We start from the raw sequence: 25,805 nt of genomic DNA, 5'->3' as shown, positions 1-25,805 counted from the left end.
CGCCATGGCCTATGACTCGATTTTCAAACCCGATCTGTTCACCGGCCAAACCATCATCGTCACCGGTGGCGGCAGCGGCATCGGTCGTTGCACCGCCCATGAGCTCGCGGCCCTCGGCGCGCAAGTGCTGCTGGTGGGACGCAATGCCGACAAATTGAAAAAGGTCAGCGCCGAAATCACCGAAGACGGCGGTAAAGCCAGTTGGCAGGTCTGCGATATCCGCAACGAAGACGCCGTCACGCAACTGGTCAGCGAGCTGATCCGCGAACACGGGCCGATTCATGGGTTGGTCAACAATGCTGGCGGGCAGTACCCGTCGCCGCTGGCGTCGATCAATCAGAAAGGTTTCGAAACCATCCTGCGCACCAACCTGGTGGGTGGTTTTCTGATGGCCCGGGAGGTTTTCAATCAGTCCATGAGCAAGCACGGCGGTGCCATCGTCAACATGCTCGCCGACATGTGGGGCGGCATGCCCGGCATGGGCCACTCAGGCGCGGCGCGCTCGGGCATGGACAACTTTACCAAGACCGCCGCGTTCGAATGGGGCTACGCCGGCGTGCGGGTCAACGCCGTCGCGCCGGGCTGGGTCGCGTCCAGCGGCATGGACACTTACGAAGGCGCGTTCCGGGCGGTAATTCCGACGCTGTGCGAACACGTGCCGCTCAAGCGCATCGGCACCGAATCGGAAATCAGCGCGGCGATTGTGTTCCTGCTCAGCCCGGCAGCGGCGTTTGTCAGCGGCAGCACGTTGCGCATCGACGGTGCCGCCAGCCTCGGCGGGCGGGCCTGGCCAATGCACAAGGCGCAGAACAGTCACTCGTACAACGGCTTTCACCGCGCCTATTTACCTGAAGTACTCAGGCCGGACGCCTCCAAACCAGACGAACCGAAGGACAAGGAATAACCATGCCGGTCATCCAGTCCCAGATAGACCCGTTCAGCGAACCGTTCGCACGCAATCATGCGGCCATGCTGGCCGGCATCCAGCAGGTCCGCCAGCTCGAACAGAACCTGTTGAATAAAGCCGCGGAAGCCAAACCGAGGTTCGACAAGCGCGGGCAATTGCTGCCCCGGGAGCGGCTGAACCTGCTGCTTGATCCCGGCGCGCCATTCCTCGAGCTGGCGAGCCTGGCCGGCTACAAGCTGCACGACGACAAGGACGGCAGCGCGGCCGGCGGCGGTTTGATCGCCGGGATCGGTTACGTATCCGGCGTGCGGGTGCTGGTGGTGGCGAACAACAGCGCGATCAAGGGCGGCACCATTTCCCCCAGCGGCCTGAAAAAGTCCCTGCGTCTGCAGCAGATCGCCATGGAAAACAAACTACCGGTGATCACCCTCGCCGAGAGCGGTGGCGCCAACCTCAACTATGCGGCGGAAATTTTCGTCGAAGGCGCGCGCAGCTTTGCCAATCAGGCGCGGATGTCGGCGATGGGCTTGCCGCAGATCACCGTGGTCCACGGCTCGGCCACGGCGGGCGGTGCTTACCAGCCAGGGTTGTCGGATTACGTGGTGGTGGTGCGCGGCAAGGCCAAGCTGTTTCTCGCCGGCCCCCCGCTGCTCAAGGCCGCCACAGGTGAAGTCGCCACCGACGAAGAACTGGGCGGTGCCGAGATGCATGCGCAAACCGCCGGCACCGCCGAATACCTGGCCGAGAACGATGCCGATGGCGTGCGCCAGGTGCGCGAGATTGTCAGTCTATTGCCGTGGAACGATCAGTTGCCGTGGTTACCGGAACGTCGGTGGGAAGAGCCGCTCTACCCTATCGACGAACTGCTGGGGCTGATCCCGGATGACCCGAAAAAACCTTACGACGTGCGTGAAATCATCGCGCGGGTTGCCGACGCTTCGAACTTCCTCGAATTCAAAAGCGAGTTCGATCAGCAGACGGTATGCGGGCATTTGCAGATCCAGGGTCGAGCCTGCGGTTTCATCGGCAACAACGGCCCGATCACCCCCAAAGGCGCGAGCAAGGCCGCGCAGTTCATTCAACTCTGCGACCAGAGCCAGACGCCGTTGCTGTTTTTCCACAACACCACCGGCTTCATGGTCGGCACCGAGTCGGAACAGCAAGGCGTGATCAAGCACGGCGCGAAAATGATTCAAGCGGTGGCCAATGCCCGGGTGCCTAAACTGACAATCGTCGTCGGCGGTTCCTACGGTGCCGGCAATTACGCGATGTGCGGCCGCGGTCTCGACCCGCGCTTCATCTTCGCCTGGCCCAACAGCCGTACCGCGGTGATGGGCGGCGCCCAGGCCGGCAAAGTGCTGCGGATCGTCACCGAAGCCAAACAACTCAAGGACGGAATGGTGCCCGACCCGAAAATGCTCGACATGCTGGAACAGGTCACCGCGCAGAAACTCGACAGCCAGTCCACCGCGCTGTATGGCAGCGCCAACCTGTGGGATGACGGGCTGATCGATCCACGGGATACCCGCACGTTACTTGGATACTTGCTGGACATCTGCCATGAGGCCGAGGTTCGGGCGCTGCAACCCAACAGCTTTGGTGTCGCCCGCTTCTAAGGGCGATCAGGAGAACAATAAAAATGATCTTCACCCAGGAACACGAAGCACTGCGCCGCACCGTCCGCCAATTCGTCGATCATGAAATCAATCCCCACGTCGAGGAATGGGAAAAGGCCGGGCGTTTTCCGATCCATGAGATCTTTCGCAAGGCCGGCGAGCTCGGTTTGCTGGGGATTTCCAAACCGGAAAAATTCGGCGGCATGGGCCTCGACTACAGCTATTCGATTGTGGCGGCCGAAGAGTTCGGCACCATTCATTGCGGCGGCATTCCGATGTCCATCGGCGTGCAGACCGACATGTGCACCCCGGCCCTGGCGCGTTTCGGCTCCGATGAACTGCGCGAAGAATTCCTGCGGCCGGCGATCACCGGCGAGCAGGTCGGCTGCATCGGTGTTTCCGAAGTCGGCGCGGGCTCCGACGTCGCCGGGCTGAAAACCACCGCCCGCAAGGACGGCGACGACTACGTGATCAACGGCTGCAAGATGTGGATCACCAACTCGCCGAGCGCCGATTTCATCTGCCTGCTGGCCAACACCTCGGACGACAAACCGCACATCAACAAGTCGCTGATCATGGTGCCGATGAGCAGCCCCGGGATCAGCCTCAGCTCGCACCTGGACAAGCTCGGCATGCGCAGCTCGGAAACCGCCCAGGTGTTTTTCGATAACGTGCGCGTGCCGCAACGCAACCGCATCGGCCACGAAGGCGCGGGGTTCATGATGCAGATGCTGCAATTCCAGGAAGAGCGGCTGTTCGGCGCGGCGAACATGATCAAAGGCCTGGAGTACTGCGTAGACAGCACCATCGAGTACTGCAAGGAGCGCAAAACCTTCGGCAACGCGCTGATCGACAACCAGGTCATCCACTTTCGCCTGGCCGAACTGCAAACCGAAATCGAATGCCTGCGGGCGCTGGTCTACCAGGCCACCGAGCAATACATCAAAGGCCAGGACGTCACCCGTCTGGCCTCCATGGCCAAACTCAAGGCCGGGCGACTGGGCCGGGAAGTCAGCGACAGTTGCCTGCAATACTGGGGCGGCATGGGCTTCATGTGGGACAACCCGGTGGCCAGGGCTTACCGCGATGTGCGGCTGGTATCGATTGGCGGCGGTGCCGACGAAATCATGCTGGGGATCATCTGCAAACTCATGGGCATCCTGCCGGGGAAAAACAAATGAGCACCCTCCCCACCTGTCAAACCCTGTTGCTCGGCCTGCATGACAGCGTGCTGCACATCACCCTCAATCGTCCCGAAAGCCGTAATGCCATGAGCTTGCAGATGGTCACCGAACTGCGTGCGGTGCTGGCGGCGGTTCGCGATGATCGGCAGATTCGTGCGCTGGTGATCGGCGGTGCCGGCGGGCATTTTTGTGCCGGTGCCGACATCAAGGACATGGCCAACGCCCGCGCTCAAGGCCAGCCCGCCTACCGCGATTTGAATCGTGCGTTCGGTGCGCTACTGCAAGAGGTGCAACACGCGCCGCAAGTGGTGATTACGGTGCTGCAAGGTGCGGTGCTTGGCGGCGGCTTCGGCCTGGCCTGCGTCAGCGACATCGCGATGGCCGATCATCAGGCGCAGTTCGGCCTGCCGGAAACCAGCCTCGGCCTGTTGCCGGCGCAGATCGCGCCTTACGTGGTGCAACGCATCGGCCTGACCCAGGCCCGCCGACTGGCCCTGACCGCCGCACGCTTCGATGGTACCCAGGCGCGGCGCATGGGGCTGGTGCATTTTGTCGAACATGACCCACAAGCCTTGGCCGAACGCCTTGATGAGATGCTGGCCCATGTGTTGTGTTGCGCACCGGGAGCGAACGCGGCGACCAAAAAGCTGTTGCTGGCGAGTGCCGGACAACCCTCGGATGATCTGCTGGATCAGGCAGCCGAGTGGTTCAGCGAAGCAGTGACCGGGGCTGAAGGGATCGAGGGGACGATGGCTTTTGTGCAGAAGCGCAAACCAGGGTGGTCCGTTTAAGAGCTTCGCGAGCAAGCCCTTACATTCACCGCAAAAAACCAAGGGAATAACCGATGCCCGCCCTCAAAAAAATCCTGATCGCCAACCGCGGTGAAATTGCCTGCCGTATCCAGCGCACCGCGCAAGAGCTGGGCTACCGCACCGTCGCCGTATTCAGCGACGCCGACGCCGATGCGCTGCACGTGCAGATGGCCGACGAAGCCGTGAACATCGGCCCGGCCCCGGTGCAGCAGTCTTATCTGAACATCCCGGCCATCATCGACGCCGCCCGGCGCACCGGTGCCGATGCAATCCATCCCGGTTACGGCTTCCTCTCGGAAAACTCAGGCTTCGCCCTCGCCTGCCAACAAGCCGGCATCATCTTCATCGGTCCCAGCTCCGAAGCCATCGAGCTGATGGGCAGTAAACGGCTGTCGAAACTGGCCATGATCAAAGCCGGCGTGCCCTGCATCAAAGGCTATCAGGGCAGCGAACAGGACGACGCCACCCTGCGCCGCGAAGCCGAACGCATCGGCTATCCGCTGATGATCAAGGCCAGTGCCGGCGGTGGCGGTCGCGGCATGCGCCTGGTGCACAGCGCCGCCGAATTGCCGGAACAGCTCCGTAGCGCACGCTCCGAAGCGCTGCACGGGTTTGGCAGCGACGAATTGATCCTCGAACAAGCCTTGATCGATCCGCGTCACGTTGAAATTCAGGTGTTCGGCGACCAGCACGGCAACCTGATCCACCTCGGCGAGCGCGACTGTTCGATCCAGCGCCGCCACCAGAAAATCATCGAAGAAGCGCCCTGCCCGGCGATGACCACCGAGTTGCGCCAGGCCATGGGCGAGGCGGCGCTCAAGGCGGGTCGCACGGTGAATTACGTGGGGGCGGGTACCGTGGAATTCCTACTGGATGCTCACGGCCGGTTTTACTTCCTGGAGATGAACACCCGATTGCAAGTGGAACACCCGGTGACTGAACTGATCACCGGCCTCGATCTGGTGGCCTGGCAATTACACATCGCCGAAGGGCAACCGCTGCCGCTACGACAGGAACAGGTGCAGCTCAACGGGCATGCCATGGAAGTGCGCCTGTACGCCGAAGATCCGGCCCAGGGATTTCTGCCGCAAACCGGTCGAATTGTGGCCTGGGAGCCAGCGATCCAGGGCAGCGTACGGATCGACCATGGCCTGATCGAAGGCCAGTCTGTCAGCCCGTTCTATGACCCGCTGCTGGGCAAGCTCATCGCCCACGGTGCCACCCGTGAAGAAGCCCGACGCAAGTTGCTGCGGGCGATACAGGACAGTGTGCTGCTGGGCGTGCAGAGCAATCAGCGCTTGCTCGCCAATCTGCTGGAACACTCCCAGTTCATCAGTGGCGAGTTCAGCACCGGGTTCATCCCCACGTACTTCGCCGACCATCCCTGCCTGCACCCTCATGCGCCGAGCGCCGACGAGCTGGCCATCGCCGCGGTGCTTTTTTATCAAGTATCAGCGCAGGCTCACCCCGCCCCGCTGGCCGGTTGGCGCAACAACGCCAGCGCGCCTCTGTACTATCGAATCGGCCTGGAGGATCAGGAATGGCCGGTCGAACTGCACGCTGAACCTGGCAAGCTCTACCGTGTTCAGGTTGGCGCCCGGCCCCTCGAACTGAAGGTCATCCAGTGCGACGGACGCTGGGTCACCCTGCAAATCGACGGCATCCGCCAACGCCATGCCTACCGCCTCGAAGCCGGGCAACTCTGGTTGTTCACGCGCCCCGGCAGCCTGCGGCTGGTCGATCGGACCCGGGCGCTGGTCAGCGGCCAGGCCAGTGTCAGCTCCGGCACGCTCAAGGCGCCGATGGACGGGGCGATCGTCGACGTATTGGTCAGTGAGGGCAGCCCGGTCAGCAAAGGGCAACTGCTGGTGGTGCTTGAAGCGATGAAAATGGAGCATCCACTCAAATCGGGTATCGACGGCGTGCTCAAGCGCTTGCAGGTCAGGGTCGGCGACCAGGTAAAAAATCGTCAGATTCTGTTGGAGGTCGAATAAGCCGCTAGGCGGATCCGCCGGGTTTGGCTACGCTCAAGCCCTATCAGGATGCGGATACCAGGAAACCTGCAATGCCTCACTGGCTGGTCATTGATCTGGAAGCCACCACCGATGAGGGCGGCTGGCCAGTAACAGAAATGGAAATCATCGAAATCGGCGCCACCCTCGTGGACCGCAAAGGCCGGGAACTGGATCACTTCCAGTGCTTCGTGCGCCCGTTGCGTCGGCCCCTGTTGACCCCGTTTTGCCGCGAATTGACCCACATCACCCAGGCCAATGTCGATGCTGCCCAGCCCCTGAGCGACGTCTGGGTTTCGTTCGAACACTGGCTCGACCAACATCTCTCGAATCTGGAAGGCTGGGCCAGTTGGGGTGACTACGACCGCAAACAGCTGCTTCAGGAATGGCAGCGGCTGCAACTCGACAGCGCCCTGAACCGGGTGCCGCACATGAATCTCAAGCAACGTTTCGCCAAGGCCTGTCGACTGGAGCGCCCGCTGGGGCTTAATGGCGCCCTGCAACTGGCGGGCCTGCAGTTCAACGGTCAGCAGCATCGGGCGCTGGAGGATGCGCGCAATACCGCGCGCCTGTTGCCGCTGATTTTCCCCGCCAATCCTTGAGTGCAGGAGGTGACGCCTATCGACACCTTGTGCATACTGGCCGGCCCTTTTTAGCCCTTTTCGAGGAATCGCCCATGTTTAAAGTCAACGAGTACTTCGACGGCACCGTCAAGTCGATCGCCTTTGGCACCGCTGAAGGTCCGGCGACCATCGGCGTCATGGCACCGGGCGAATACGAATTCGGCACCAGCCAGCGTGAAATCATGCACGTGGTGTCCGGCGCCCTGACCGTCAAACTGCCTGACAGCAGCGACTGGCAAACCTTCGCCGCCGGCAGCCAGTTCAACGTGCCCGCCAACAGCAAGTTCCAGCTGAAAGTGGCCGTCGACACCGCTTACCTGTGCGAATACCGCGGCTAACCCCCTAGGGTTTCACAGCGAAAAAAAATGCCCGTGTCCAAGAACACGGGCATTTTTTTTCAGGGCTGCTATTCGAGGATCGTCACCGGCATGCCGACTTCGAGCCGACCGTTACCGTCATTGACCAGGTTCTGCCCGAACATCGCGCCGTCCTCTTGAGCCCGATATTGCTGCAATGTCGCCAGAGGCTCGCGGTCGTCGCTACGTTCGCCGGTCTGCGGGTCGATGGTGGTCAGAATGCAACGTGAGCAGGACTTGACCACGCGGAACTCGACATCGCCAATGCGGATGCGCTTCCAGCCATCTTCGGCGAACGCCTCGCTGCCCTCGATCACCAGATTGGGCCGAAAGCGCAGCATCTCCAGCGGTCGCCCGACCCGTTGCGACAAGTCTTCCAGCGACGCCTGGCCAATCAGCAACAACGGAAAACCATCGGCAAAAGCCACCTGATCGTCGTCCTTGCCGTAGCCGGCCTGGGTGGTCCGCGCACGATCGAGCGGCACATGCACCAGACGCGTCGGCTTGCCGATGAACTCACTGACCCAGGCAGCCGCAGCAATGCCGGCATCGGGCACGCGCAAGGTGTCGCGCCAGATGGTCACGCCACGCAGCTCTGCATCGCTGGCGGGCAAGGCGATATCGATCGGTGAATGGCCTTGGGCACTGAGGGTCAAGCCACCGCTTGCGTTCCACAACGCCGACAGCTGACTCATTTTCGCCTCCGCGCGCTGGGTCAGAAAACGCCCGCTGGCCTCGTCGACCAGCATCCAGCGCCGGTCGCCGTCCAGCCCCAGTTTGTCCAGGCTGACCTGATTCAAGGTCTCGCCCTTGCCGGATTTCAACGGAAAACGATAAAGCGCGCTCAGATGCATGGCCACAGCTCCCTGGTGGGCAAAAACGCCACCCTATACGAGCTTGATCGCCGAATCAAAGACCCTGTGGCGAGGGGGCTTGCCCCCGTTGGGCTGCACAGCAGCCCCAAACCCTGCCACCGCGTTTTTCCAGATCGTTATCAGGCCGGCACTTCGTCGAGCATCAGGCGCTGACGCACCACGTCGACGAGTTTGTCGGGCTGGAATTTGGAGAGGAAGTTGTCGCAGCCGACCTTCTTGACCATCGAGTCATTGAAGCTACCCGACAGCGAGGTGTGCAGGACTACATAAAGGCCGCGCAAACGGGGGTCGTTGCGTATCTCGGTGGTCAGGCGATAGCCGTCCATCTCCGGCATTTCCGCATCGGTGAAGATCATCAACAGCTTGTCAGTCATGTTCACACCGGTATCAGCCCAGGCCTTGAGCATGTTCAGCGCCTTCAAGCCATCACTGGCAATATGCATTTTCACGCCCAACTGACCCAAGGTGTCGCGCAATTGCGACAGAGCCACGTTCGAGTCATCCACCAGCAGCACTTCACGGCCACGGGCGCGCTCCAGAACCGGATCGTCGAGTTTGTCGCGAGAGACCTTGGCGTTGTACGGCACGATTTCGGCCAGGACTTTTTCGACGTCGATGATTTCCACCAGCTGATCGTCGACCTTGCTGATGGCGGTCAGGTAATGCTGGCGACCGGCGCTGGTCGGCGGCGGCAGAATGGCTTCCCAGTTCATATTGACGATGCGGTCCACGCCACCGACCAGAAATGCCTGCACCGAGCGGTTGTACTCGGTGACGATGATCGTACTGGTGGGGCTTGGCACCAGCGGACGCATGCCGATGGCTTGGGACAGGTCGATCACCGGCAGCGTCTGGCCACGCAGGTTGACCACGCCACAAACAAAAGGGTGGCGCTGCGGCATCAGGGTCAGCTTCGGCAGCTGCAGCACTTCCTGGACCTTGAAGACGTTGATCGCGAACAATTGCCGTCCGGCCAGCCGGAACATGAGAATTTCCAGGCGATTCTCACCCACCAGTTGCGTGCGTTGGTCTACCGTGTCGAGAATGCCGGCCATTAATGACTCCTGGGCTTGTTCTGATGAATTCACTAAAGAGAGTTATCGGCAGTTTTTGCCGAATCTTGACCCCCGGACAAAATGCCATGCCCAAGCATTGATGTCACATTAACATCATGCTTTACTGACCCCGTGAATTCATCTGCTTCATCCCTTGCGGCGCGACCTTGGTTTGCACGTTAGGTTCCCCTGTGTAAGGGATTCCCCTAGGCACAATCAGGCCCAACCTGATATTCGCAATATCCAATAGCCATTAATGTGACGCCATTCTCATTGCATGAACGGAGTCAGGCTTTTGTGTGCGATCGCAGGTCAGTGGCCATCCACTCGTTCGAGTTCCCCAGTCGGTGCCCAAGCCTGCCAGAGCGCGATCTCACCAAGGCATGGCAGCGCCGGGACACGTAAGGTTCTCGTCGACACACACGACATTCCCTCATCTGACATGACGTTGTGGAGATAAGCATGGCGAACAACCCTAAAGAGTGGGCCCAGCGGATTCCGGAGTTTCTCGTCGAGGCTGAAACACTCCTGGCCAAGTCCGAGGAGTGCCTGAGTCATTTGCAGTTGATCAGCAATGACAAGGACGCCATCGATTGCATGCTCAGCACCCTTCTCAAGCTGGCAAGCAAGGCCGATGCCTTGGCACTGGCAACGGTTTCGGAATTCTCGCTGCACATTCATGGATTGCTGAGCCACGCCCAGAATCACATGGACCTGCATGATCAGGCCCTGGATGCGCTCAAGGATTGCTTCACGTTAATGGCCTGGCAACTCGAACTCATCGACCAGACCACCGGTCAACTCGGCCTCGATGACAGTGAACAGACGTCCCTGATCGAAGCGTTTGCATTTCAAGTGGGACAAAGTCAGTTTCAGCCGCCCAGCCACTCCAAGCAGTTCAGGCTCGTTTCGTTCTCTGAACGGCAGGCTTAAATTCACCAACCCCGTGTTGCGCATTTTTTATTGTAATGATGCCGCCCTGTAACTTGAGTGTGCGCATACCGCAATTGAATATTTCATACCCGTCGATGGCAGCTCGAAACAAATAGATACCCCCGCCCCGACTTCAGATAGTGCCTGCCAATAGAAACTAAACGCCTGGCACACTCGATATCTTTCGAAGATAAAAATCAAAAAGTTTTCCATTATGGAACTATCGTCCAAAAACGTTATTTCCTGAAGGTGCCTACCTATGTGCCGAACGCGACCAACGGTATCTTAAGTGGTATTATGCCGCCCATTCGTTGACGTCAATTAATGACAGAGTGCCCCTTGGCGCGAACAAGCTCATAACATTGAAGGCTTTATTTCGAGCATTGCACTGCCATCATTAAAGGCGACTCATACAACCTATTTTCAAACAGAGACCCGTCAGCCCTTATGACCGGTCTGCCCGCAGCGAACATCCATTGGCTCCATCCGCTATGTACGCCAGCCTCAAGTCAATCGCCCTGTGGCCACCCTCCCGAAAAAGCGCGCGCCGGTTCACGCTTTTCGTGTGCACCTGCTCGACGCTTGGCAGCCTGTTGGTCTACAGCTTGTCGATGCCTCTGCCGGTGAGTCTGCTGGTGCTCAATACTGCGGCGCTGACCTGCGTCTGGGTGGGGCATCGCCTCTCGCTCAAATCGATAAAGTTTCAGCCTCAAGAATTGGCCGACCGTCTGCTGGAAGTTCAGGAAAATGAACGTCACCGGCTCAGTCGGGAACTGCATGATGATATTGGCCAATTGCTGACCGCCGCAAAACTTCAGAGTGAATGGCTCAAACGTCGATTGCCTGAAGAACTGCAGGGTCAATGTTCGGTCCTCTGCGATACGCTGGACGAAACCCTGACCAAAGTTCGTGATGTATCAGCCATCCTGAACCCACGACAGTTGACCAGTCTCGGGCTGGAAGCCAGTCTGCGTGCGCATTTACTCAGAACCCTGGCCAATACGTCCGTGAACTGGAGCCTGGAATGCCATCAACGTTTGACTGGCATACCGGAAGAAATGGCGGTGGCGGCCTTTCGCATCACTCAAGAGGCGGTTACCAATATGCTGCGCCATGCCGAAGCCAGGAATCTGTTGGTCCGCCTGCAACGTCTGCCCCAAGGCCTGACGTTGTTAATCAGTGACGATGGCCTGGGGTTCGAGCCAGCGGCAGACCCTGCTCGCGAGGGGCAACGCGGAATGGCCGGAATGTCGGAACGGATCGATCAGTTGGGCGGCACGCTGACCGTGACCAGCGAGCCGGGCAAAGGCACTCAAATCGAAGCACTCTTCCCCTGGGCGCCCCGTGCGCTGGAACGGGCCAGTACGAATAAGGTTATGCGTTGACTTGTAACTTACTTCTGGTGGACGACCACTCGCTTATCAGGGCTGGCGTGCGCGCTCTGGTGCTGGATATTCCCGGCTATGCGGTCATTGGGGAGGCCAGTGACGGCTCGCAGTTACTCGAGATGGTCGAGCAACTGTCCCCGGACATCATCCTGCTGGATATCTCCATGAGGAAAACCGGTGGCCTTGAAGCCTTGCAGCGACTCAAACGAGTACGTCCGCAGTGCAAAGTGCTCATCCTGTCGATGCACACCGACCCGGCGCTCATCATGCAAGCACTCGAATCCGGGGCTCATGGCTACCTGCTCAAAGACACCACGGCCACCGAGCTCGAACATGCCCTGGATGCCTTGCGCAATAACGAACGCTACCTGAGCCCGGCCATTGCCCACACCGTCATCAACCAGGCGCTGACCCGAACCCAGAAAAATCAGGCGCCAACCCAGGACTCGCACAACCTGACGGCACGCCAGCTGGAAATCCTGCGATTGATTGTTCGCGGAAAATCCACCCGGGAAATTGCCAATGGCTTGGGCCTGAGCATCAAGACTGTCGAAACCCACCGCTCGCAGATCATGAAACGCTTGCAGATATACGATGTGGCCGGCCTGGTGTTGTTCGCCGTGCGCGAGCAAATCATCAGTCTGGACGATTAGCCGGATTCGAGCCGCTCAGCAGCGGCGAGCCCTCGGGCAAATGCACCCGCAATGCCGCCGGCCGTGCCGAAAACCGCAGGCTATCGCCCTCCAGAGGCTCACCATCAAGGTTGATATAAAGGCCCTCCGATACTTTGATCTCGACCCATGGCAAGCGGGCTCGCACAAACATGTTGTCGATTCCGAAGCCATCAGTCAGCAGGTCTTTCAAGGTACCGACCACTTCCTGGGGCGCGGGCAAAATGCTGATATCCAGCAGACCATCGTCAGCCAGCGCCTGCGGGCACAACATATGACCACCGCCAGCCTGTCGGCCATTGCCGATGCCTAATGCCAACAACTCACCGGCCCAGTGAAAATCCGGCCCCTGCAACTCGCCATAGGCCGCATGCAACTCACTGAAGCGCGATAAACCGGTGAAGAGATAAGCCGCGCCGCCAAGAATTTTTTTCAGTTCCTCGGAAGTATTGGCCGTGACCTGACTGCCAAAGCCGCCCGTGGCCATGTTCAGAAAAACCTGCCCACCCACCTCCCCCAGATCAATGGCATGCGGGGCGGCCTCCAAAAGCTCCAGCGCTTGAGCGGGCTCCAGGGGCACACCCGCGGCGCGTGCAAAATCGTTGGCGGTGCCCAAGGGCAAAAGCACCAGGCTGGCCTGAGTCGAATGCGCCGCCATGGTTTCGGCGATATCACGCAAGGTGCCATCGCCGCCGCCGGCAATCAGCTGCGTATAGCCCGCCGTCAACGCTTCCCCCACCAGCCGCTGCGCATCACCAGCCTCCCAGGTCAGTCGAACAGCCAGTTCCCAGCCTTGTTGGCGCTTGCCTTCGACAGCTGAACGGACCTGCTCATTGAGTGCCTGCTTGCCATGCAGAATCAACAGCGCCTTGCGCTCGTTCATTTTGATCACCCCCCTTTCCGAATCCGTATGGGAGATGTTGACCTCGCAGCCCCTCATAAAAGTCGCAAGGATTTCAATTATTTCCTGGGGAAGGACACTTGAGTCCTACAGAGCGGTATTTTTTCTTACAAAACCTGAGGAATCGGCTCAATTGACCCATCAGGGCAATTGGTACACCGTTGTGTCAGCGGTTATCAGTCATCACCAGTAAATTACACAGGGATGTGCAAACAATGAATGGAACCCCTTTAAGGTCCTCAAAAATCGTAAGTAATAACCGTATCGGCCACCTGAATGGTTTTAACGCAAGGAGCCAATTATTCCATGCAAAGCCATGACCTCAGACTACCGGTAACTCCGGTTGCGCCGTTCTCAGACAATCACGTCAATCAGCAGGCTGAATTCAAAAGCAGCGCAAAGCCCACCGGAGAAGTTGATATGGAACCTCGCGTCACTGAACTGGAGACACATCTCAAGTACATCCGCAGAGACCTGGATGAAGTCCGCGGCGACGTCAAATCCATCAAGCACAGGCTTGCCTATTCAGCTGGCGGAACAGCTGTGGTCCTGGGGCTTTTGAGCTGGATCTCCAATAGTCGCTTCGACCAGGTCGTGACACTTCTGGCAAATTAAGGAACGGTCATGCACGCAAGCCCCAACGCTTTCGACCGGGCTTGCGTGGCAGAACCAGGACCTGCATCAGCCCAGGACTTCACTCAACGGGATGAAGCTCACACTATCACCCTCGATCAGCGTACGGTCCTCCAGCACTTCAACCAGACCGTCCGCCCAGGCGGCACTGCGCAGTACGCCAGAGCTCTGATTCCTGTAGATGATTGCCCGGCCATTCTCCAGACGTCCGCGCAAGTACTCACGTCGGTTACCAGCCTTTGGCCAGACAAACCCTGCCGGTACCTGAAACTTCAGGGGTTCGATCTCTTTTACGCCTTGGCGGCGCAAGAGGTAGGGCCTTGCCAACAAAGCAAAAGTCACCAGGGTTGACGCCGGATTGCCGGGCAAACCAATGACAGGCACACCGCGAAAATGCCCGAACGTCAGCGGCTTGCCTGGCTTGATGGCAAGCTTCCACAGGGTCAACTCGCCCTCTTCCCGCAAGGCAATGCCCAGAAAGTCGGCTTCTCCCACCGATACGCCACCGGTGGAGAGAATCAGGTCGACATCCTTCAACTCGCCGAGACGGGCACGAGTGGTCGCTAAATCATCGGGAAGAATGCCAGCATCGATCACCTCACAGCCCAAGCGCTGCAACCAGCTGCAAAGCAACACTCGATTGCTGTTGTAGATCTGTCCCGGTCCAAGGGCCTGGCCCGGCTCAATCAGCTCATCCCCGGTAGACAAAACCGCAACACGAACCTTGCGAACCACATCCAATTCAGCGTATCCCAACGATGCCGCCAGCCCCTGTTCGATGGGCCCCAGGCGTGTACCGGCGGGCAAGATCAACTCACCGGCGGTGGTTTCCTGGCCTTGTGGACGGATGTTCTGCCCCGGCGTCATGGTCTCGGTGAAACGTACCCGCTCATCCGCCTGAACCTCGGCGTTCTCCTGCATCTCGACACAGTCAGCACCCGCGGGCACAGGCGCGCCGGTGAAGATCCGCGCACAGGTCCCAGGCTTCAAGGGCTCCGGAGCCTGACCTGCAAAAATCTTCTGGCTGACCGGCAACGGTTCTCCCGTCCAGTCGGCGACGCGCAAGGCATACCCATCCATGGCACTGTTGGGCCAAGGCGGCAGATCAAGTGTCGAAACCAGATCAGCAGCCAGTACACGCCCCTGAACCTGCGCCAACGGCAAGCGTTGGTACTCATGAATTCTCGAGGCGTCGGCCATTTCCAGTAACCGCGCGAGCGCCACCTCGACGGCCATCAGGCTGCCAGTCTTGCCTGGCTTACCCGCGGGATTCACAGGGTGCCGCCTGTTTCAGATGAGTCACGAAATTGCACGGACGGTGCCGGGAATCCAGTTGTTCGGCGAGAATACCGTCCCAACCGGTGCGCACCGCATTGGTCGAACCCGGCAAGCAGCAAACCAACGTGCCATTGGCCAGACCGGCCAAGGCCCGGGACTGAACCGTGGAAGTACCGATATCCGCCACCGATATCTGCCGGAATAGTTCACCAAAACCATCGACCTGCTTATCCAGCAGGCAACTCACCGCTTCGGGCGTACTGTCACGACCGGTAAACCCGGTACCGCCAGTGATCAGCACCACTTGCACGACTTCATCGGCAATCCAGTTGGCCACTTGCGCACGAATTTTGTAGAGATCATCTTTGAGCAATACACGGGCCGCCAGGTTATGACCGGCAGCGCTCAAGCGGTCAACGAAGACCTGGCCTGAGGTATCGGTTTCCAGGGTGCGGGTATCGCTGACAGTCAGCACCGCGATGTTGAGCGGTGCGAAAGGTACATCAGCCTTGGCTTTCATAGGCTCGTCCAGTTGTAGGAGAAACAGCCCGGTGTTATATCACAGCGCCTCATTTTTTCGCCGCCCCCATGGAGAAGTGCAATGACCTCGGATACACCTTTGGCGCCATGCTCCATTTTGCTCCTGGCGGGTGGGCGTGGCCAACGCATGGGCGGTCAGGACAAGGGTTTGCTGGAATGGCACGGCGAGCCACTGATCGCGCATCTGCACCGCAAGACCCGTCTGCTGAGTGATGATCTGATCATCTCCTGCAACAGAAACCTGGAGAAATATGCGCCTTATGCGGATCAGCTGGTCCATGACGATGAAGGCGACTTTCCGGGACCATTGGCGGGTATTCGCGCTGGCCTGAAGGCCGCCCGCCACACGCACCTGCTGGTATTGCCCTGCGATGTGCCATGCATCGATGCGGCGCTGCTCCAGAACATGCGTGAAACTGCCGCGCAGCATCCGGACAAACCGCTGATGCTACGCCATGGAGAACACTGGGAACCTTTGCTGTGCATGATTCCCGTCGCTCTTTCAGGGGCTTTCGAGACGGCCTGGAACGAAGGCGAGCGCAGCCCGGGCAGACTGATGCGCAAATTGGGCGCCATGGCCCTGCAGTGCCCCGAGAACGACTCTCGCCTGGCCAACCTCAACACGCCGGAACTGTTAAGCACGCATCACACTGTGTCAGACTGATAATTGAAGGAACTTGCACGTGTTGCATACGTCTCAAGCTCAGCAATCAAAAGATTTTCCATTCGGAGACACACCCATGACCCAACGGACCCTCGCCACTTTCATGCTCGCCCTGGGCCTTGCGACCCTCGCCGGTTGTGCATCGCCTTCAGTGATCACCTTGAATGACGGTCGAGAAATCCAGGCCGTCGACGCGCCTAAGTACGATAAAGAATCGGGCTTTTACGAGTTCGAACAGCTGGATGGCAAGCACACCCGCATCAACAAGGATCAGATTCGTACCGTTAAAGAGTTGTAATCTTTGCGGCGACCATCGGATACAGAAAAGCCCGCTTTTAAAGCGGGCTTTTTCGTGGCAGAAGAAAAACAGGATCGCCTATGATCACCACTCCAGAGTGATTGTGCTTTCGAACTCTCTTTCGTGCCCCGTAACCGGATCGACAAATCGCAACCCCTGGGCCAGCAGCTTCAAGGGATTGGCATAGTCGTCTTCAACATCCTTGAGCACCTGCGGATAGAACGGGTCATTGCAGATACCAGCCCCCAGGGCCGCCATGTGCACTCGCAACTGATGTTTCTTGCCTGTTACCGGGTAAAGCGCATAGCGCCAGAACTCACCGTTTTTTTCCCGGACCTCGACAGCCGTCTCGGTATTGCTGACGCCCGGACCTTCCTGCATGCGAAAGAATGGTTCGCCATCGATGAGTCGACTTTTATGAACCATCGGGAAGGTCAGTTCAGGCAATGCCCGGGCGATTGCTTCGTAGCGTTTTTCGATCTGGCGTGTAGGAAACAATGTCTGATACGCCGACCGACTCTGAGGATTGGCTGAGAACAGCACCAGCCCTGCCGTATGCCGGTCAATACGATGCAAAGGCACCAGATGCGGGTTATCCAGTCGCCGGATCAGTCGTCGCAGCAATGTCTGCTCCACATACTCCCCAGCCGGCGTCACCGGCAGGAAGTGCGGTTTGTCCGCCACCACCAGATGCTCGTCGGCATAGAGGATCGACTCCACCACCGGGATCGGTTTTTCGTCCGGTACTTCACGAAAATAATGAATCCGCAGACCTTCCTTGTAAGGCAGATCCAGGGCGATCGGCATGCCTTGTCCATCGAGGACACGACCGCGAGCAATTCTGTCCAGCCATTGCTCACGACCGATGGCGCTGAAGTGTTCGCACAGGCAATCGAATACGGTCTGCCACGGACCAGGCGGCAGATAGAGCGTGCTGGCCTGGTTGTGCGCAGCAGAAAACGATGAAGTGGACATACGAAAAACTCTAACCCTCAATGCAGGGCAGCATTATCCAACAGTGGCCGGAACGAACCTAGAAGAGAATCCTCAGGCCGGTATTGACTGCGTTCGAGCGGCCGCTTCGGTGAACTCCTTGAGCCAGCGCAGCACATCGACCGCTTCCCAGCGACCCGGATCATAGAGCGCATACAACAACCCCTGATAGCCCACAACATCGAGCTGCCGGTGATAACCCGCACGCTGGAACAAGGCTTCGATTTCGGCGAAACAGGTATTGAAATGCAGTTTGTTGAAAGGCGTTTTTCCTTCCGTGACCAGACCATCCAGACGCAACTCGAGAACCGCCTCGCGCACCACGTCCGCCGACATCCGGTTCACGCTGTTCTTCAATTGTTCGACATTGACCACATTTCATCCCTCTGACGTCCGGGATCATCTGCCCAAACCCGAACAGGGAGAAGCATGGCAGGCAATCCGAATAACTGTATAGACATACAGTAACCGAATAACCAACCTTTCGCCAACGAATGAAACGAGGATCGCGACAGGTGGGGCATCGCCAGCAGTGTCAGGACTCGCGCAGGAACGCCACCACCTGCTCGGCACTAAACGGCCAGCCCAGTTCAGCGCCGGTATCGACCCGACGCAACACCGGAATACGCAGGCTGTAGGCTTCGAACCAGGTTTCATCATCAGCGATATCCACCAGCTCCACCAACAGACCACGCTCGACAAACTCCATCAGCATGGCTTCGGCGACTTCACAAAGATGGCAACCAACGGTGCCGAACAGCTGACATTCAGGAGGCATGACGACAAGACCAAACGAAGTAAGCGCTCATTCTAGGCCCGCCATCAAACGCAGTCGAGCCGACGTCCGAGCAACGGTGACTTCAAGAGATTTCAGCAAAACTCTGACGCAAATCATTTGCGTCGCCGGTCATTTGCGCAATGCTCGCGTCTTTTTTGCCTCTACGCTTGAGTAGCCAGAACCCTCACCGGAGTTTTTTGTGTTTGCCAACTTGTTGATCATCCTCGCCTCCTCCCTAGTGGTGATTGCACTGTTCCAGCGCCTGCGTTTGCCACCGGTGCTGGGCTACTTGTGCGTAGGGCTGATGATCGGGCCGACAGCGTTCAACTGGGTGAATGAAAACGAAGATTTGCCCGATCTGGCCGAATTGGGCGTGGTGTTCCTGCTGTTCTCCCTGGGGCTTGAGTTTTCCCTGTCGAAGATGCTCGCACTGCGCCAGGTGGTGTTTGGCCTGGGCAGCCTGCAAGTGCTGGGGTCCGGGATCTTGCTGGGAGCTTTGCTGATGCTGTTCGGCATGCCGATCACACCAGCCCTGTTACTCGGCGCCGGTCTGGCGCTGTCGTCTACCGCCATTGTCAGCAAGGAGTTGAGCAGCCTCGGCGAAATATTCAGCCGTCACGGCCAGAATGCCATCGCCGTGCTGTTGTTCCAGGACGTGGTTGCGGTGTTGCTGCTGACGCTTGTGCCGGTGTTCGCCGGCAGCAGTGACCAGGCCTGGTATTGGGCGCTGCCGCTGACGCTGGCCAAGACCCTGGTGCTGTTCGTCGGTTTGCTGCTGGTCAGTCGCTGGTTTCTGCCACGGCTGTTCCATGAAGTCGCCGCGGCCCGGTCCGCGGAGCTGTTCGTGCTGTTGGCACTGGTGATTGTTCTGCTGACGGCCTGGCTGACTCACCTGCTCGGCCTCTCTCCTGCCCTGGGCGCCTTTCTCGCCGGCATGCTGCTGGGGGAAAGCCATTACCGACATCAGATCGAGGCCGATATCCGTCCGTTCCGCGATATTCTGCTCGGAGTATTCTTCGTCAGTATCGGCATGCTGATCGACTTGCGCCTGTTTGCCAGCCACGGCCTGCTGATTCTCGGTCTGACGTTGGGGTTGCTGCTGATCAAGGGCACCCTGGTCGCACTGCTGGTCAAATGGCGCGGCAGCGATGGCGAAACTGCATGGCGCAGCGGCCTGGCATTGGCCCAGGGGGGTGAGTTCTGTTTTGCCCTGATGGCGCAGATGCAACAGAACAAACTGATGCCCGCCGACCTCGGCGGCCTGCTGCTGGCGGCCACGTTCTGCTCGATGCTGGTAACGCCTTTACTTCTGCGCGCCGCTCCCCGCATCGCCATGCGTCTGCACCGCAAACCCAACAAAGCAGCCGAACTCGAAGAAATCAGCGCGCTCAATGCCGGCCTGCACAATCACGTGGTGATCTGTGGCTACGGCCGCGTCGGTCAATCCATCGGGCGTTTCCTGCGTCATGTTCAGCAACCGTACATCGCGTTGGACACCGATCCGGTGCGGGTCCAGGAAGCTGTGGTCAATGAAAGCAGTGTGCACTATGGCGACTCACGCCGCGGCGAGCTGCTGATCGCGATAGGGCTGGAGCGCGCAAGACTGTTGGTGGTTGCCGTGGACAAGACGGACATCGCCCTGCTGATTCTCAAGGAAGCACGGCGGTTCAACCCGACCGTGCCGATCCTGGTGCGCACCCGGGATGACAGCCAGTTGGCCGAGTTGAAGGCGGCCGGTGCCAGCGAAGTCGTACCCGAGTTGCTTGAGTCCAGCCTGATGCTCGCCTCCCACGCTCTGATCATGCTGGGCATACCCGGCCAGCAGGTGCAGGACCGGGTCGACCAGGTACGGCATGACCGCTATCGCCTGCTGCACGATTTTTACCCTGGCGCCGACGATGAGGAACGCTGATTCAGTCCTGGCTCATGGCGCCGATCTTGTGCACCGACAAATCCGCGCCGTAATACTCTTCTTCCTGGCTCAGGCGCAAGCCATGGACGGCCTTGATCGCGCCATACACTGCAAAACCACCGGCCAGCGCCACGACTACCCCCAAAGAGGTGCCGATCAACTGGCTGATCAGGCTCACGCCCCCCAATCCACCCAAAGCGGTTTGCCCGAAAACGCCGCAAGCGATCCCGCCCCAGACACCACACAGCCCATGCAAAGGCCAGACACCCAGCACATCGTCGATACGCCATTTGCCTTGAGCCGCGGTAAAGCACCAGACAAACAGGCCCCCGGCGATGGCGCCGGTCACCAATGCGCCCACCGGGTGCATCAGATCCGAGCCGGCGCAGATCGCCACCAATCCAGCCAACGGGCCGTTATGCAGGAAGCCCGGGTCATTGCGCCCGACGATCAACGCCGCCACCGTGCCGCCGACCATGGCCATCAACGAATTCACCGCCACCAGCCCGCTGACCCCTTGCAGAGTCTGGGCGCTCATCACGTTGAAACCGAACCAGCCGACGATCAGGATCCACGACCCCAACGCCAGGAAGGGAATGCTCGACGGCGCGAATGCCACCAGTCGCCCGTCGCGATAACGACCTTGCCTCGGCCCCAGCAGCAACACCGCCGCGAGTGCCAGCCAGCCGCCCATGGCGTGAACCACCACGGAGCCGGCGAAGTCATGGAAACTGGCGCCGAAACGTGCCAGCAACCAGGCTTGCAGGCCGAAGTTGCCGTTCCAGACCACGCCCTCGAAGAAGGGGTAGATAAACGCCACGATCAGCGCCGTCGCGCACAACTGCGGGACGAACCGGGCGCGCTCGGCGATGCCTCCGGAAATGATCGCCGGTATCGCCGCGGCAAAGGTCAGCAGAAAGAAAAACTTCACCAACCCATAGCCATGGTCGGCGGTGATCACCGCCGCCGGTTGCATAAAACTGACCCCATAGGAAATCCAATAGCCTATAAAGAAGTAGGCCAGGGTCGAAATGGCGAAGTCACTGAGGATCTTCGACAAGGCGTTGACCTGATTCTTTTGGCGAACCGTGCCGACCTCAAGAAAGGCGAAACCGGCGTGCATGGCCAGAACCATGACCGCACCGATAAGGATGAACAACGTGTTGGAGCTATGGACCAGACTGTCCACAGCACTTTGCAGATTTTCCATGGATTGGCAGACCTGAAGGCTGAAAAAAGCACCAAAGCAGTTCGCGCAGATGGTCGACGCACCAAGTTGCAGCCAATCCAGACCGCAACGCTGATCCGGATGAACCGCTTTGGCGCACAAGACCGCCGCCTCTGCGCGAGTTTTGATTGTTTGAGTTAGGGTTTTCCTGAAATCATGCCCGGCAACAGCGCAATAGCGCCGGCTGACGCACCACGACGTAGCAAAAGATGTACCAGTCATTTGTACTGAACCTTCGCGCAAGGCTCATACTCGAACGCTTCAGAAGCCACTTACGGAGATCACCAATGGCACGCATCAAGGCAAAGACTGCTCAAGAAATTCTGATGGAAGATTTTCAGACACTGGTCAGCGATACCGAACGGTTGCTGGAACACACCGCCTCCCTGGCCGGTGATCAGGCCGATGAGCTGCGCGAACAGATCCGCGACAGCCTGCTGCGTGCCCGGGAAACCCTGAGGCTGACCGAAGACGCCCTGCAAGAGCGCGGCAAAGCGGCTGTCGCCGCCACGGAAGATTACGTCCAGGCCAACCCATGGCAATCGGTCGGGATTGCAGCCGGCGTGGGTTTCCTGATTGGTCTGCTGGCTACTCGGCGCTGATATGGCAATCGATGAATCCGGCTCGTCCGCGACGGGCACCCGCTCTTCATCGCGGCGCCTGGGTGCCGCGTTTCTTGGATTGCTGCATAGCCATGTCGAACTGTTCGGCATCGAACTGCAGGAGCAAAAAGCACGTACCGTAAGCCTGTTGCTGTTTGCAGGCCTGACGCTGGTCTTTGCCTTGTTGTTGCTGGTGGGGTTGTCGACGCTGGTGTTGATCCTGTTCTGGGACACCTATCGCCTGGCGGCGATCATCGGGCTCTGTGTGTTCTACACCCTCGCTACGTTGTTCTGCGCGATGCGCTTGAGGGCGGCGATTTTCGATGAATCCTCACCCTTCCATGGCACCCTCGAGGAGCTGGCCAATGATCGGGAGCGTCTGTTGCCATGAGCATGCCTGAACTTCCCCGCAATAGTTCGCGAACGGAAATGCGCAAGGCACTGATCCGTCTGCGCATGGAAATGCATCGCCAGGAAATTCGCCACGAATCCCAACAGCTGCTGCAGCCCCTGCAACGGGTGCGCGGCATGACACAAAGCCTGCAAGACGGCTTCGGCATCAAACACGCCCCGCTCTGGGGCATCGCCGCCGTGATCGGGTTGGGTTTTCTGACCGGCAAGGGTGCCAAGGGCGGCGGTATCGGCAGCCTGACCAAGCTGGTTAGCCTGGGCGCCGCACTAGGGCCGCTGATCAAGCTGGTCATGCAGAGCGCTTCGCGCAAACACTAATCAGTCTTGTCTGGCTGCATTCTTGCAATACCACCAGGATCAACCTCTTTATCGAGAGGTTGATCCTGCGTGCCTACCTGGGACCAGGTATTTATCCAGAACAACACCTTAATAAGGAGGCCTCGTGATCGACGGGCAACCGCTCGCCTGTTTTCAGCCATTCATCGATACCGCCACAGGCCGTATCGCGGGTGTCGAAGCGCTGGGCCGACTGCGCCAGGCCGATGGTCAACTGATCTCGGTAGGTGCGCTGTTCGCCGATCCGCGAACCCCGGCTATCGCCCTGCGACGTCTCGATCGCCAGATTCGCGACAACGCCCTGAGCCGTCTGCATGAAGCGCCCACGGACTGGTTTCTCAGCCTGAACATCTCACCCCGCTGGATTAGCCGCTTGCGCCGGGACCAGGCACTGCCGAGCCTCAAGCAACTGAGCAGGCATGGTGTCGATGCACAGCGAATCGTCTTCGAGATCACCGAATTGGGCGGCGACAGCCAGCGTCTGGCTGAAGTCGTGGCCCGCTACCGGCAAGCCGGGGCGCGGATCGCCATCGATGATTTCGGTGCCGGTTACTCTCAACTCGATCGCGTGCTGGCCCTGCAACCGGACATTCTCAAACTAGACATGCGACTGTTCCAGGCCGCTGCGTTGGGCGGTCCCAGCAGCGATGTGGTCAAGGCACTGGCGCAAATGGCGGAAAAAACCGGTTGCTGGATCATCGCCGAAGGCGTGGAAACCGAAGCTCAACTGAATTTTGCCCTGGAGTGCGGCTCACGCTACGTACAAGGCTTTCTGTTCGCCCGAGCGCAAGCGGATTTCTTCGCCACCGACGCCTTTGTCGAGCGCTTCGCGCAACTGCGCCAGCGTTACGTTCAGCAAAAGCTGACTGAACGCGCTCGCCTGATGATCATGCGCCAGCAACTCAGCGAACTGATGACCATCCTGCAAGCCTGGGCTCAAGCCTGCGCCCCCCTCAGCGCCTTGCCGCAACTGCAGGCGTTTCCCTGGCTGCTGCGTTTTTATCAGTGCGACCGCCACGGCACGCAACTGACCCCCAACCTGGAATGGCGCAACAACGGCTGGGAAGCCGATAGCCGCTACCTGGGCCATAACTGGTCATGGCGCCCCTATTTCTATCACTTGCTGGCCGAGGGTTGGGATGAGCGCCGTCTGACGCTTTCCAACACTTACCGCGACGCCACCAGCAATCAGTACTGCCTCACTGCGGGGCAGTTTTTCGATAACGGCGAACGGCTACTGCTCATCGATATCGACGCTGCGGGGTTGTAGTTCTCCTTGCAGGTACCGGCGCGAAACGGGAAGCTAGGGGTTCAGTCACCTGACGGAGAAACCAGCCTTGGATTGGCACACCCTGCTTACCCGCGAACGCCTCGGAAAACCTGTGCACAGCCCGGAAGAACTCGGCCGCAGTCCTTTCCATAAAGACCACGACCGGATCATTTTCTCAGGCGCGTTTCGCCGTCTCGGGCGCAAGACCCAGGTCCATCCGGTCTCCAGCAACGATCACATTCATACGCGCCTGACTCACTCGCTGGAAGTCAGCTGCGTCGGCCGTTCGCTGGGGATGCGCGTCGGTGAAACCATCCGCAGCGCGCTGCCCGACTGGTGTGAACCGAGCGACCTGGGGATGGTGGTGCAATCGGCTTGCCTGGCCCATGACATCGGCAACCCACCCTTCGGCCACTCCGGCGAAGACGCGATCCGCCACTGGTTCCAGCAGGCCGCCGGCCGTGGCTGGCTGGATGCCATGAGCGAAGCCGAACGCAACGACTTCCTCAACTTCGAAGGCAATGCCCAAGGTTTCCGGGTGCTCACCCAGCTTGAATACCATCAGTTCGAAGGAGGCACCCGGCTGACCTATGCCACCCTGGGCACCTACCTGAAATACCCGTGGACGGCCCGGCACGCCGACTCACTGGGCTACAAGAAGCACAAGTTCGGCTGCTACCAGAGTGAACTGCCGCTGCTGGAACAGATCGCTCATAAACTCGGCCTGCCCCAACTGGAAGAACAGCGCTGGGCGCGCCATCCGCTGGTGTATCTGATGGAGGCCGCCGACGACATTTGCTACGCGCTGATCGATCTGGAAGATGGCCTGGAAATGGAGCTGCTGGAGTACGCCGAAGTCGAGTCCCTGCTGCTGGACCTGGTGGGCGACGATCTCCCGGAAACCTATCGTCAGCTCGGTCCACAGGATTCGCGGCGGCGCAAACTGGCGATTCTGCGGGGCAAAGCCATCGAACACCTGACCAACGCAGCAGCCCGAGCCTTTGTCGAGCAACAGGACGCGTTGCTGTCCGGCACGCTACCGGGGGACCTTGTCGAACACATGCATGGCCCGGCCAAACGCTGTGTCTTGAATGCCAAGGACATGGCACGCAAAAAAATCTTCCAGGACAAGCGCAAGACGCTCCACGAAATCGGTGCCTACACCACCCTGGAAATCCTGCTCAATGCTTTTTGCGGCGCAGCACTGGAGCAGCACAACGGTCGTACGCCCTCCTTCAAGAACCGGCGCATACTCGACCTGTTGGGCAACAATGCACCCGACCCGCATGGCCCGTTGCACACCTCTTTCTTGCGCATGATTGATTTCATCGCCGGCATGACCGACAGCTATGCCGGTGAAATGGCGCTGGAAATGACCGGTCGTTCAAGCCACGGATAACAGCGCATCGATCAGCCGCGTCAGCGACGTCTGAACGGCTGATCGAATGTCTCGACATTCATCTGTATTTCAACATCGACAGAATCGCCCTACACCTTGTGCAGAGCTGACTGATCGATTGTTCGACCAT

At 59.3% G+C, this 25,805-nt stretch carries 28 protein-coding genes; 19 read left to right on the top strand and 9 right to left on the bottom strand.

Going from position 1 to position 25,805, the window contains the following annotated elements:
* Positions 1-4: 4 nt before the first annotated feature.
* From AC07V0_RS25940 to ppnP, 7 genes are all read left to right on the top strand, one after another.
* Entirely contained in the window at positions 5-904 is a 900-nt protein-coding gene (locus AC07V0_RS25940) for an SDR family oxidoreductase (RefSeq protein ID WP_086944676.1), read from the top strand.
* A gap of 2 nt (positions 905-906) precedes the next feature.
* The gene (atuC, locus tag AC07V0_RS25935; RefSeq protein ID WP_086944675.1) at positions 907-2,523 is read left to right on the top strand and encodes a geranyl-CoA carboxylase subunit beta; all 1,617 of its coding nucleotides are present in this window, start codon (positions 907-909) and stop codon (positions 2,521-2,523) included.
* Between the two features lie 23 nt (positions 2,524-2,546).
* A complete protein-coding gene (gene atuD, locus AC07V0_RS25930) occupies positions 2,547-3,704 on the top strand; it encodes a citronellyl-CoA dehydrogenase (RefSeq protein WP_457327302.1) in 1,158 nt (385 codons plus the stop codon).
* Complete coding sequence (locus tag AC07V0_RS25925; protein WP_086944673.1) at positions 3,701-4,498, top strand: enoyl-CoA hydratase/isomerase family protein; 798 nt, start codon at positions 3,701-3,703, stop codon at positions 4,496-4,498. The genes atuD and AC07V0_RS25925 overlap by 4 nt, the downstream gene beginning before the upstream one ends.
* A 53-nt stretch (positions 4,499-4,551) precedes the next feature.
* On the top strand, positions 4,552-6,513 hold the full coding sequence (locus AC07V0_RS25920) for an acetyl/propionyl/methylcrotonyl-CoA carboxylase subunit alpha (protein WP_457327303.1): 1,962 nt from the start codon (positions 4,552-4,554) through the stop codon (positions 6,511-6,513).
* 71 nt (positions 6,514-6,584) lie between these two features.
* Positions 6,585-7,133: a 3'-5' exonuclease gene (locus tag AC07V0_RS25915; protein WP_086944671.1), complete on the top strand. Its 549-nt coding sequence runs from the start codon at positions 6,585-6,587 to the stop codon at positions 7,131-7,133.
* Positions 7,134-7,207: 74 nt separating this feature from the next.
* Positions 7,208-7,492, top strand: a complete 285-nt coding sequence (gene ppnP / locus AC07V0_RS25910) for a pyrimidine/purine nucleoside phosphorylase (protein WP_018929993.1) — start codon at positions 7,208-7,210, stop codon at positions 7,490-7,492.
* Positions 7,493-7,560: 68 nt separating this feature from the next.
* Here the strand turns inward: ppnP and AC07V0_RS25905 are convergent, their stop codons facing one another.
* Together AC07V0_RS25905 and AC07V0_RS25900 are read right to left on the bottom strand one after the other, a co-directional pair.
* Positions 7,561-8,364, bottom strand: a complete 804-nt coding sequence (locus AC07V0_RS25905) for an MOSC domain-containing protein (protein ID WP_019582506.1) — start codon at positions 8,362-8,364, stop codon at positions 7,561-7,563.
* Positions 8,365-8,504: 140 nt separating this feature from the next.
* Positions 8,505-9,440 (bottom strand): chemotaxis protein CheV, encoded by a 936-nt coding sequence (locus tag AC07V0_RS25900; RefSeq protein ID WP_018929995.1) that lies wholly within the window; start codon positions 9,438-9,440, stop codon positions 8,505-8,507.
* A gap of 462 nt (positions 9,441-9,902) precedes the next feature.
* Between AC07V0_RS25900 and AC07V0_RS25895 the strand changes: the two genes are divergently transcribed.
* From AC07V0_RS25895 to AC07V0_RS25885, 3 genes are all read left to right on the top strand, one after another.
* Positions 9,903-10,373, top strand: a complete 471-nt coding sequence (locus AC07V0_RS25895) for a hypothetical protein (RefSeq protein ID WP_019582507.1) — start codon at positions 9,903-9,905, stop codon at positions 10,371-10,373.
* A 491-nt stretch (positions 10,374-10,864) separates the two neighbouring features.
* Positions 10,865-11,758 (top strand): sensor histidine kinase, encoded by an 894-nt coding sequence (locus AC07V0_RS25890; RefSeq protein ID WP_018929997.1) that lies wholly within the window; start codon positions 10,865-10,867, stop codon positions 11,756-11,758.
* A complete protein-coding gene (locus tag AC07V0_RS25885; RefSeq protein ID WP_019582509.1) occupies positions 11,755-12,414 on the top strand; it encodes a response regulator in 660 nt (219 codons plus the stop codon). Before AC07V0_RS25890 ends, AC07V0_RS25885 begins: the two co-directional genes overlap by 4 nt.
* On the opposite strand, the gene yegS is transcribed toward AC07V0_RS25885, so the two are convergent.
* The gene (gene yegS / locus AC07V0_RS25880; protein ID WP_086944698.1) at positions 12,398-13,315 is read right to left on the bottom strand and encodes a lipid kinase YegS; all 918 of its coding nucleotides are present in this window, start codon (positions 13,313-13,315) and stop codon (positions 12,398-12,400) included. The two genes, AC07V0_RS25885 and yegS, sit on opposite strands and share 17 nt — an antisense overlap.
* Positions 13,316-13,639: 324 nt before the next feature.
* Here yegS and AC07V0_RS25875 point away from each other — a divergent pair, with 324 nt between their 5' ends.
* The gene (locus AC07V0_RS25875; protein ID WP_086944670.1) at positions 13,640-13,948 is read left to right on the top strand and encodes a hypothetical protein; all 309 of its coding nucleotides are present in this window, start codon (positions 13,640-13,642) and stop codon (positions 13,946-13,948) included.
* A gap of 66 nt (positions 13,949-14,014) precedes the next feature.
* Here the strand turns inward: AC07V0_RS25875 and AC07V0_RS25870 are convergent, their stop codons facing one another.
* Positions 14,015-15,241 (bottom strand): molybdopterin molybdotransferase MoeA, encoded by a 1,227-nt coding sequence (locus AC07V0_RS25870; RefSeq protein WP_086944669.1) that lies wholly within the window; start codon positions 15,239-15,241, stop codon positions 14,015-14,017.
* On the bottom strand, positions 15,225-15,764 hold the full coding sequence (gene moaB, locus AC07V0_RS25865) for a molybdenum cofactor biosynthesis protein B (protein ID WP_007940044.1): 540 nt from the start codon (positions 15,762-15,764) through the stop codon (positions 15,225-15,227). Before moaB ends, AC07V0_RS25870 begins: the two co-directional genes overlap by 17 nt.
* Before the next feature lie 81 nt (positions 15,765-15,845).
* On the opposite strand from moaB, the gene mobA reads away from it, so the two are divergent.
* Together mobA and AC07V0_RS25855 are read left to right on the top strand one after the other, a co-directional pair.
* On the top strand, positions 15,846-16,448 hold the full coding sequence (gene mobA / locus AC07V0_RS25860) for a molybdenum cofactor guanylyltransferase MobA (RefSeq protein ID WP_064616757.1): 603 nt from the start codon (positions 15,846-15,848) through the stop codon (positions 16,446-16,448).
* 76 nt (positions 16,449-16,524) lie between these two features.
* A complete protein-coding gene (locus AC07V0_RS25855; RefSeq protein WP_064616755.1) occupies positions 16,525-16,746 on the top strand; it encodes a YgdI/YgdR family lipoprotein in 222 nt (73 codons plus the stop codon).
* Between the two features lie 84 nt (positions 16,747-16,830).
* On the opposite strand, the gene AC07V0_RS25850 is transcribed toward AC07V0_RS25855, so the two are convergent.
* The 3 genes from AC07V0_RS25850 to AC07V0_RS25840 form a co-directional block, all read right to left on the bottom strand.
* The gene (locus tag AC07V0_RS25850; RefSeq protein ID WP_064616753.1) at positions 16,831-17,721 is read right to left on the bottom strand and encodes a pseudouridine synthase; all 891 of its coding nucleotides are present in this window, start codon (positions 17,719-17,721) and stop codon (positions 16,831-16,833) included.
* 72 nt (positions 17,722-17,793) lie between these two features.
* On the bottom strand, positions 17,794-18,114 hold the full coding sequence (locus AC07V0_RS25845) for a hypothetical protein (protein WP_007895054.1): 321 nt from the start codon (positions 18,112-18,114) through the stop codon (positions 17,794-17,796).
* A 160-nt stretch (positions 18,115-18,274) separates the two neighbouring features.
* Positions 18,275-18,517, bottom strand: a complete 243-nt coding sequence (locus tag AC07V0_RS25840; protein ID WP_019582515.1) for a glutaredoxin family protein — start codon at positions 18,515-18,517, stop codon at positions 18,275-18,277.
* A 199-nt stretch (positions 18,518-18,716) separates the two neighbouring features.
* Between AC07V0_RS25840 and AC07V0_RS25835 the strand changes: the two genes are divergently transcribed.
* A complete protein-coding gene (locus AC07V0_RS25835; RefSeq protein ID WP_018930004.1) occupies positions 18,717-20,429 on the top strand; it encodes a cation:proton antiporter in 1,713 nt (570 codons plus the stop codon).
* 1 nt (position 20,430) lies between these two features.
* On the opposite strand, the gene AC07V0_RS25830 is transcribed toward AC07V0_RS25835, so the two are convergent.
* Positions 20,431-21,639, bottom strand: coding sequence for an ammonium transporter (locus AC07V0_RS25830; RefSeq protein ID WP_064621209.1), 1,209 nt, complete (start codon positions 21,637-21,639; stop codon positions 20,431-20,433).
* Between the two features lie 305 nt (positions 21,640-21,944).
* Here AC07V0_RS25830 and AC07V0_RS25825 point away from each other — a divergent pair, with 305 nt between their 5' ends.
* From AC07V0_RS25825 to AC07V0_RS25805, 5 genes are all read left to right on the top strand, one after another.
* Positions 21,945-22,259 (top strand): ElaB/YgaM/YqjD family protein, encoded by a 315-nt coding sequence (locus tag AC07V0_RS25825; protein WP_018930006.1) that lies wholly within the window; start codon positions 21,945-21,947, stop codon positions 22,257-22,259.
* 1 nt (position 22,260) lies between these two features.
* Complete coding sequence (locus AC07V0_RS25820; protein WP_018930007.1) at positions 22,261-22,650, top strand: phage holin family protein; 390 nt, start codon at positions 22,261-22,263, stop codon at positions 22,648-22,650.
* A complete protein-coding gene (locus AC07V0_RS25815) occupies positions 22,647-22,988 on the top strand; it encodes a hypothetical protein (RefSeq protein WP_019020946.1) in 342 nt (113 codons plus the stop codon). The genes AC07V0_RS25820 and AC07V0_RS25815 overlap by 4 nt, the downstream gene beginning before the upstream one ends.
* A gap of 124 nt (positions 22,989-23,112) precedes the next feature.
* Positions 23,113-24,276 (top strand): EAL domain-containing protein, encoded by a 1,164-nt coding sequence (locus AC07V0_RS25810; protein ID WP_018930009.1) that lies wholly within the window; start codon positions 23,113-23,115, stop codon positions 24,274-24,276.
* Between the two features lie 67 nt (positions 24,277-24,343).
* Positions 24,344-25,675 (top strand): deoxyguanosinetriphosphate triphosphohydrolase, encoded by a 1,332-nt coding sequence (locus AC07V0_RS25805; protein WP_007940029.1) that lies wholly within the window; start codon positions 24,344-24,346, stop codon positions 25,673-25,675.
* The last annotated feature ends 130 nt before the right edge of the window (positions 25,676-25,805 follow it).

The sequence above is a fragment of the Pseudomonas sp. GW821-FHT01E10 genome, assembly GCF_059422365.1.
Note: the sequence above shows the minus strand (reverse complement) of the source record. Positions and strands in the feature narration are given on the sequence as shown.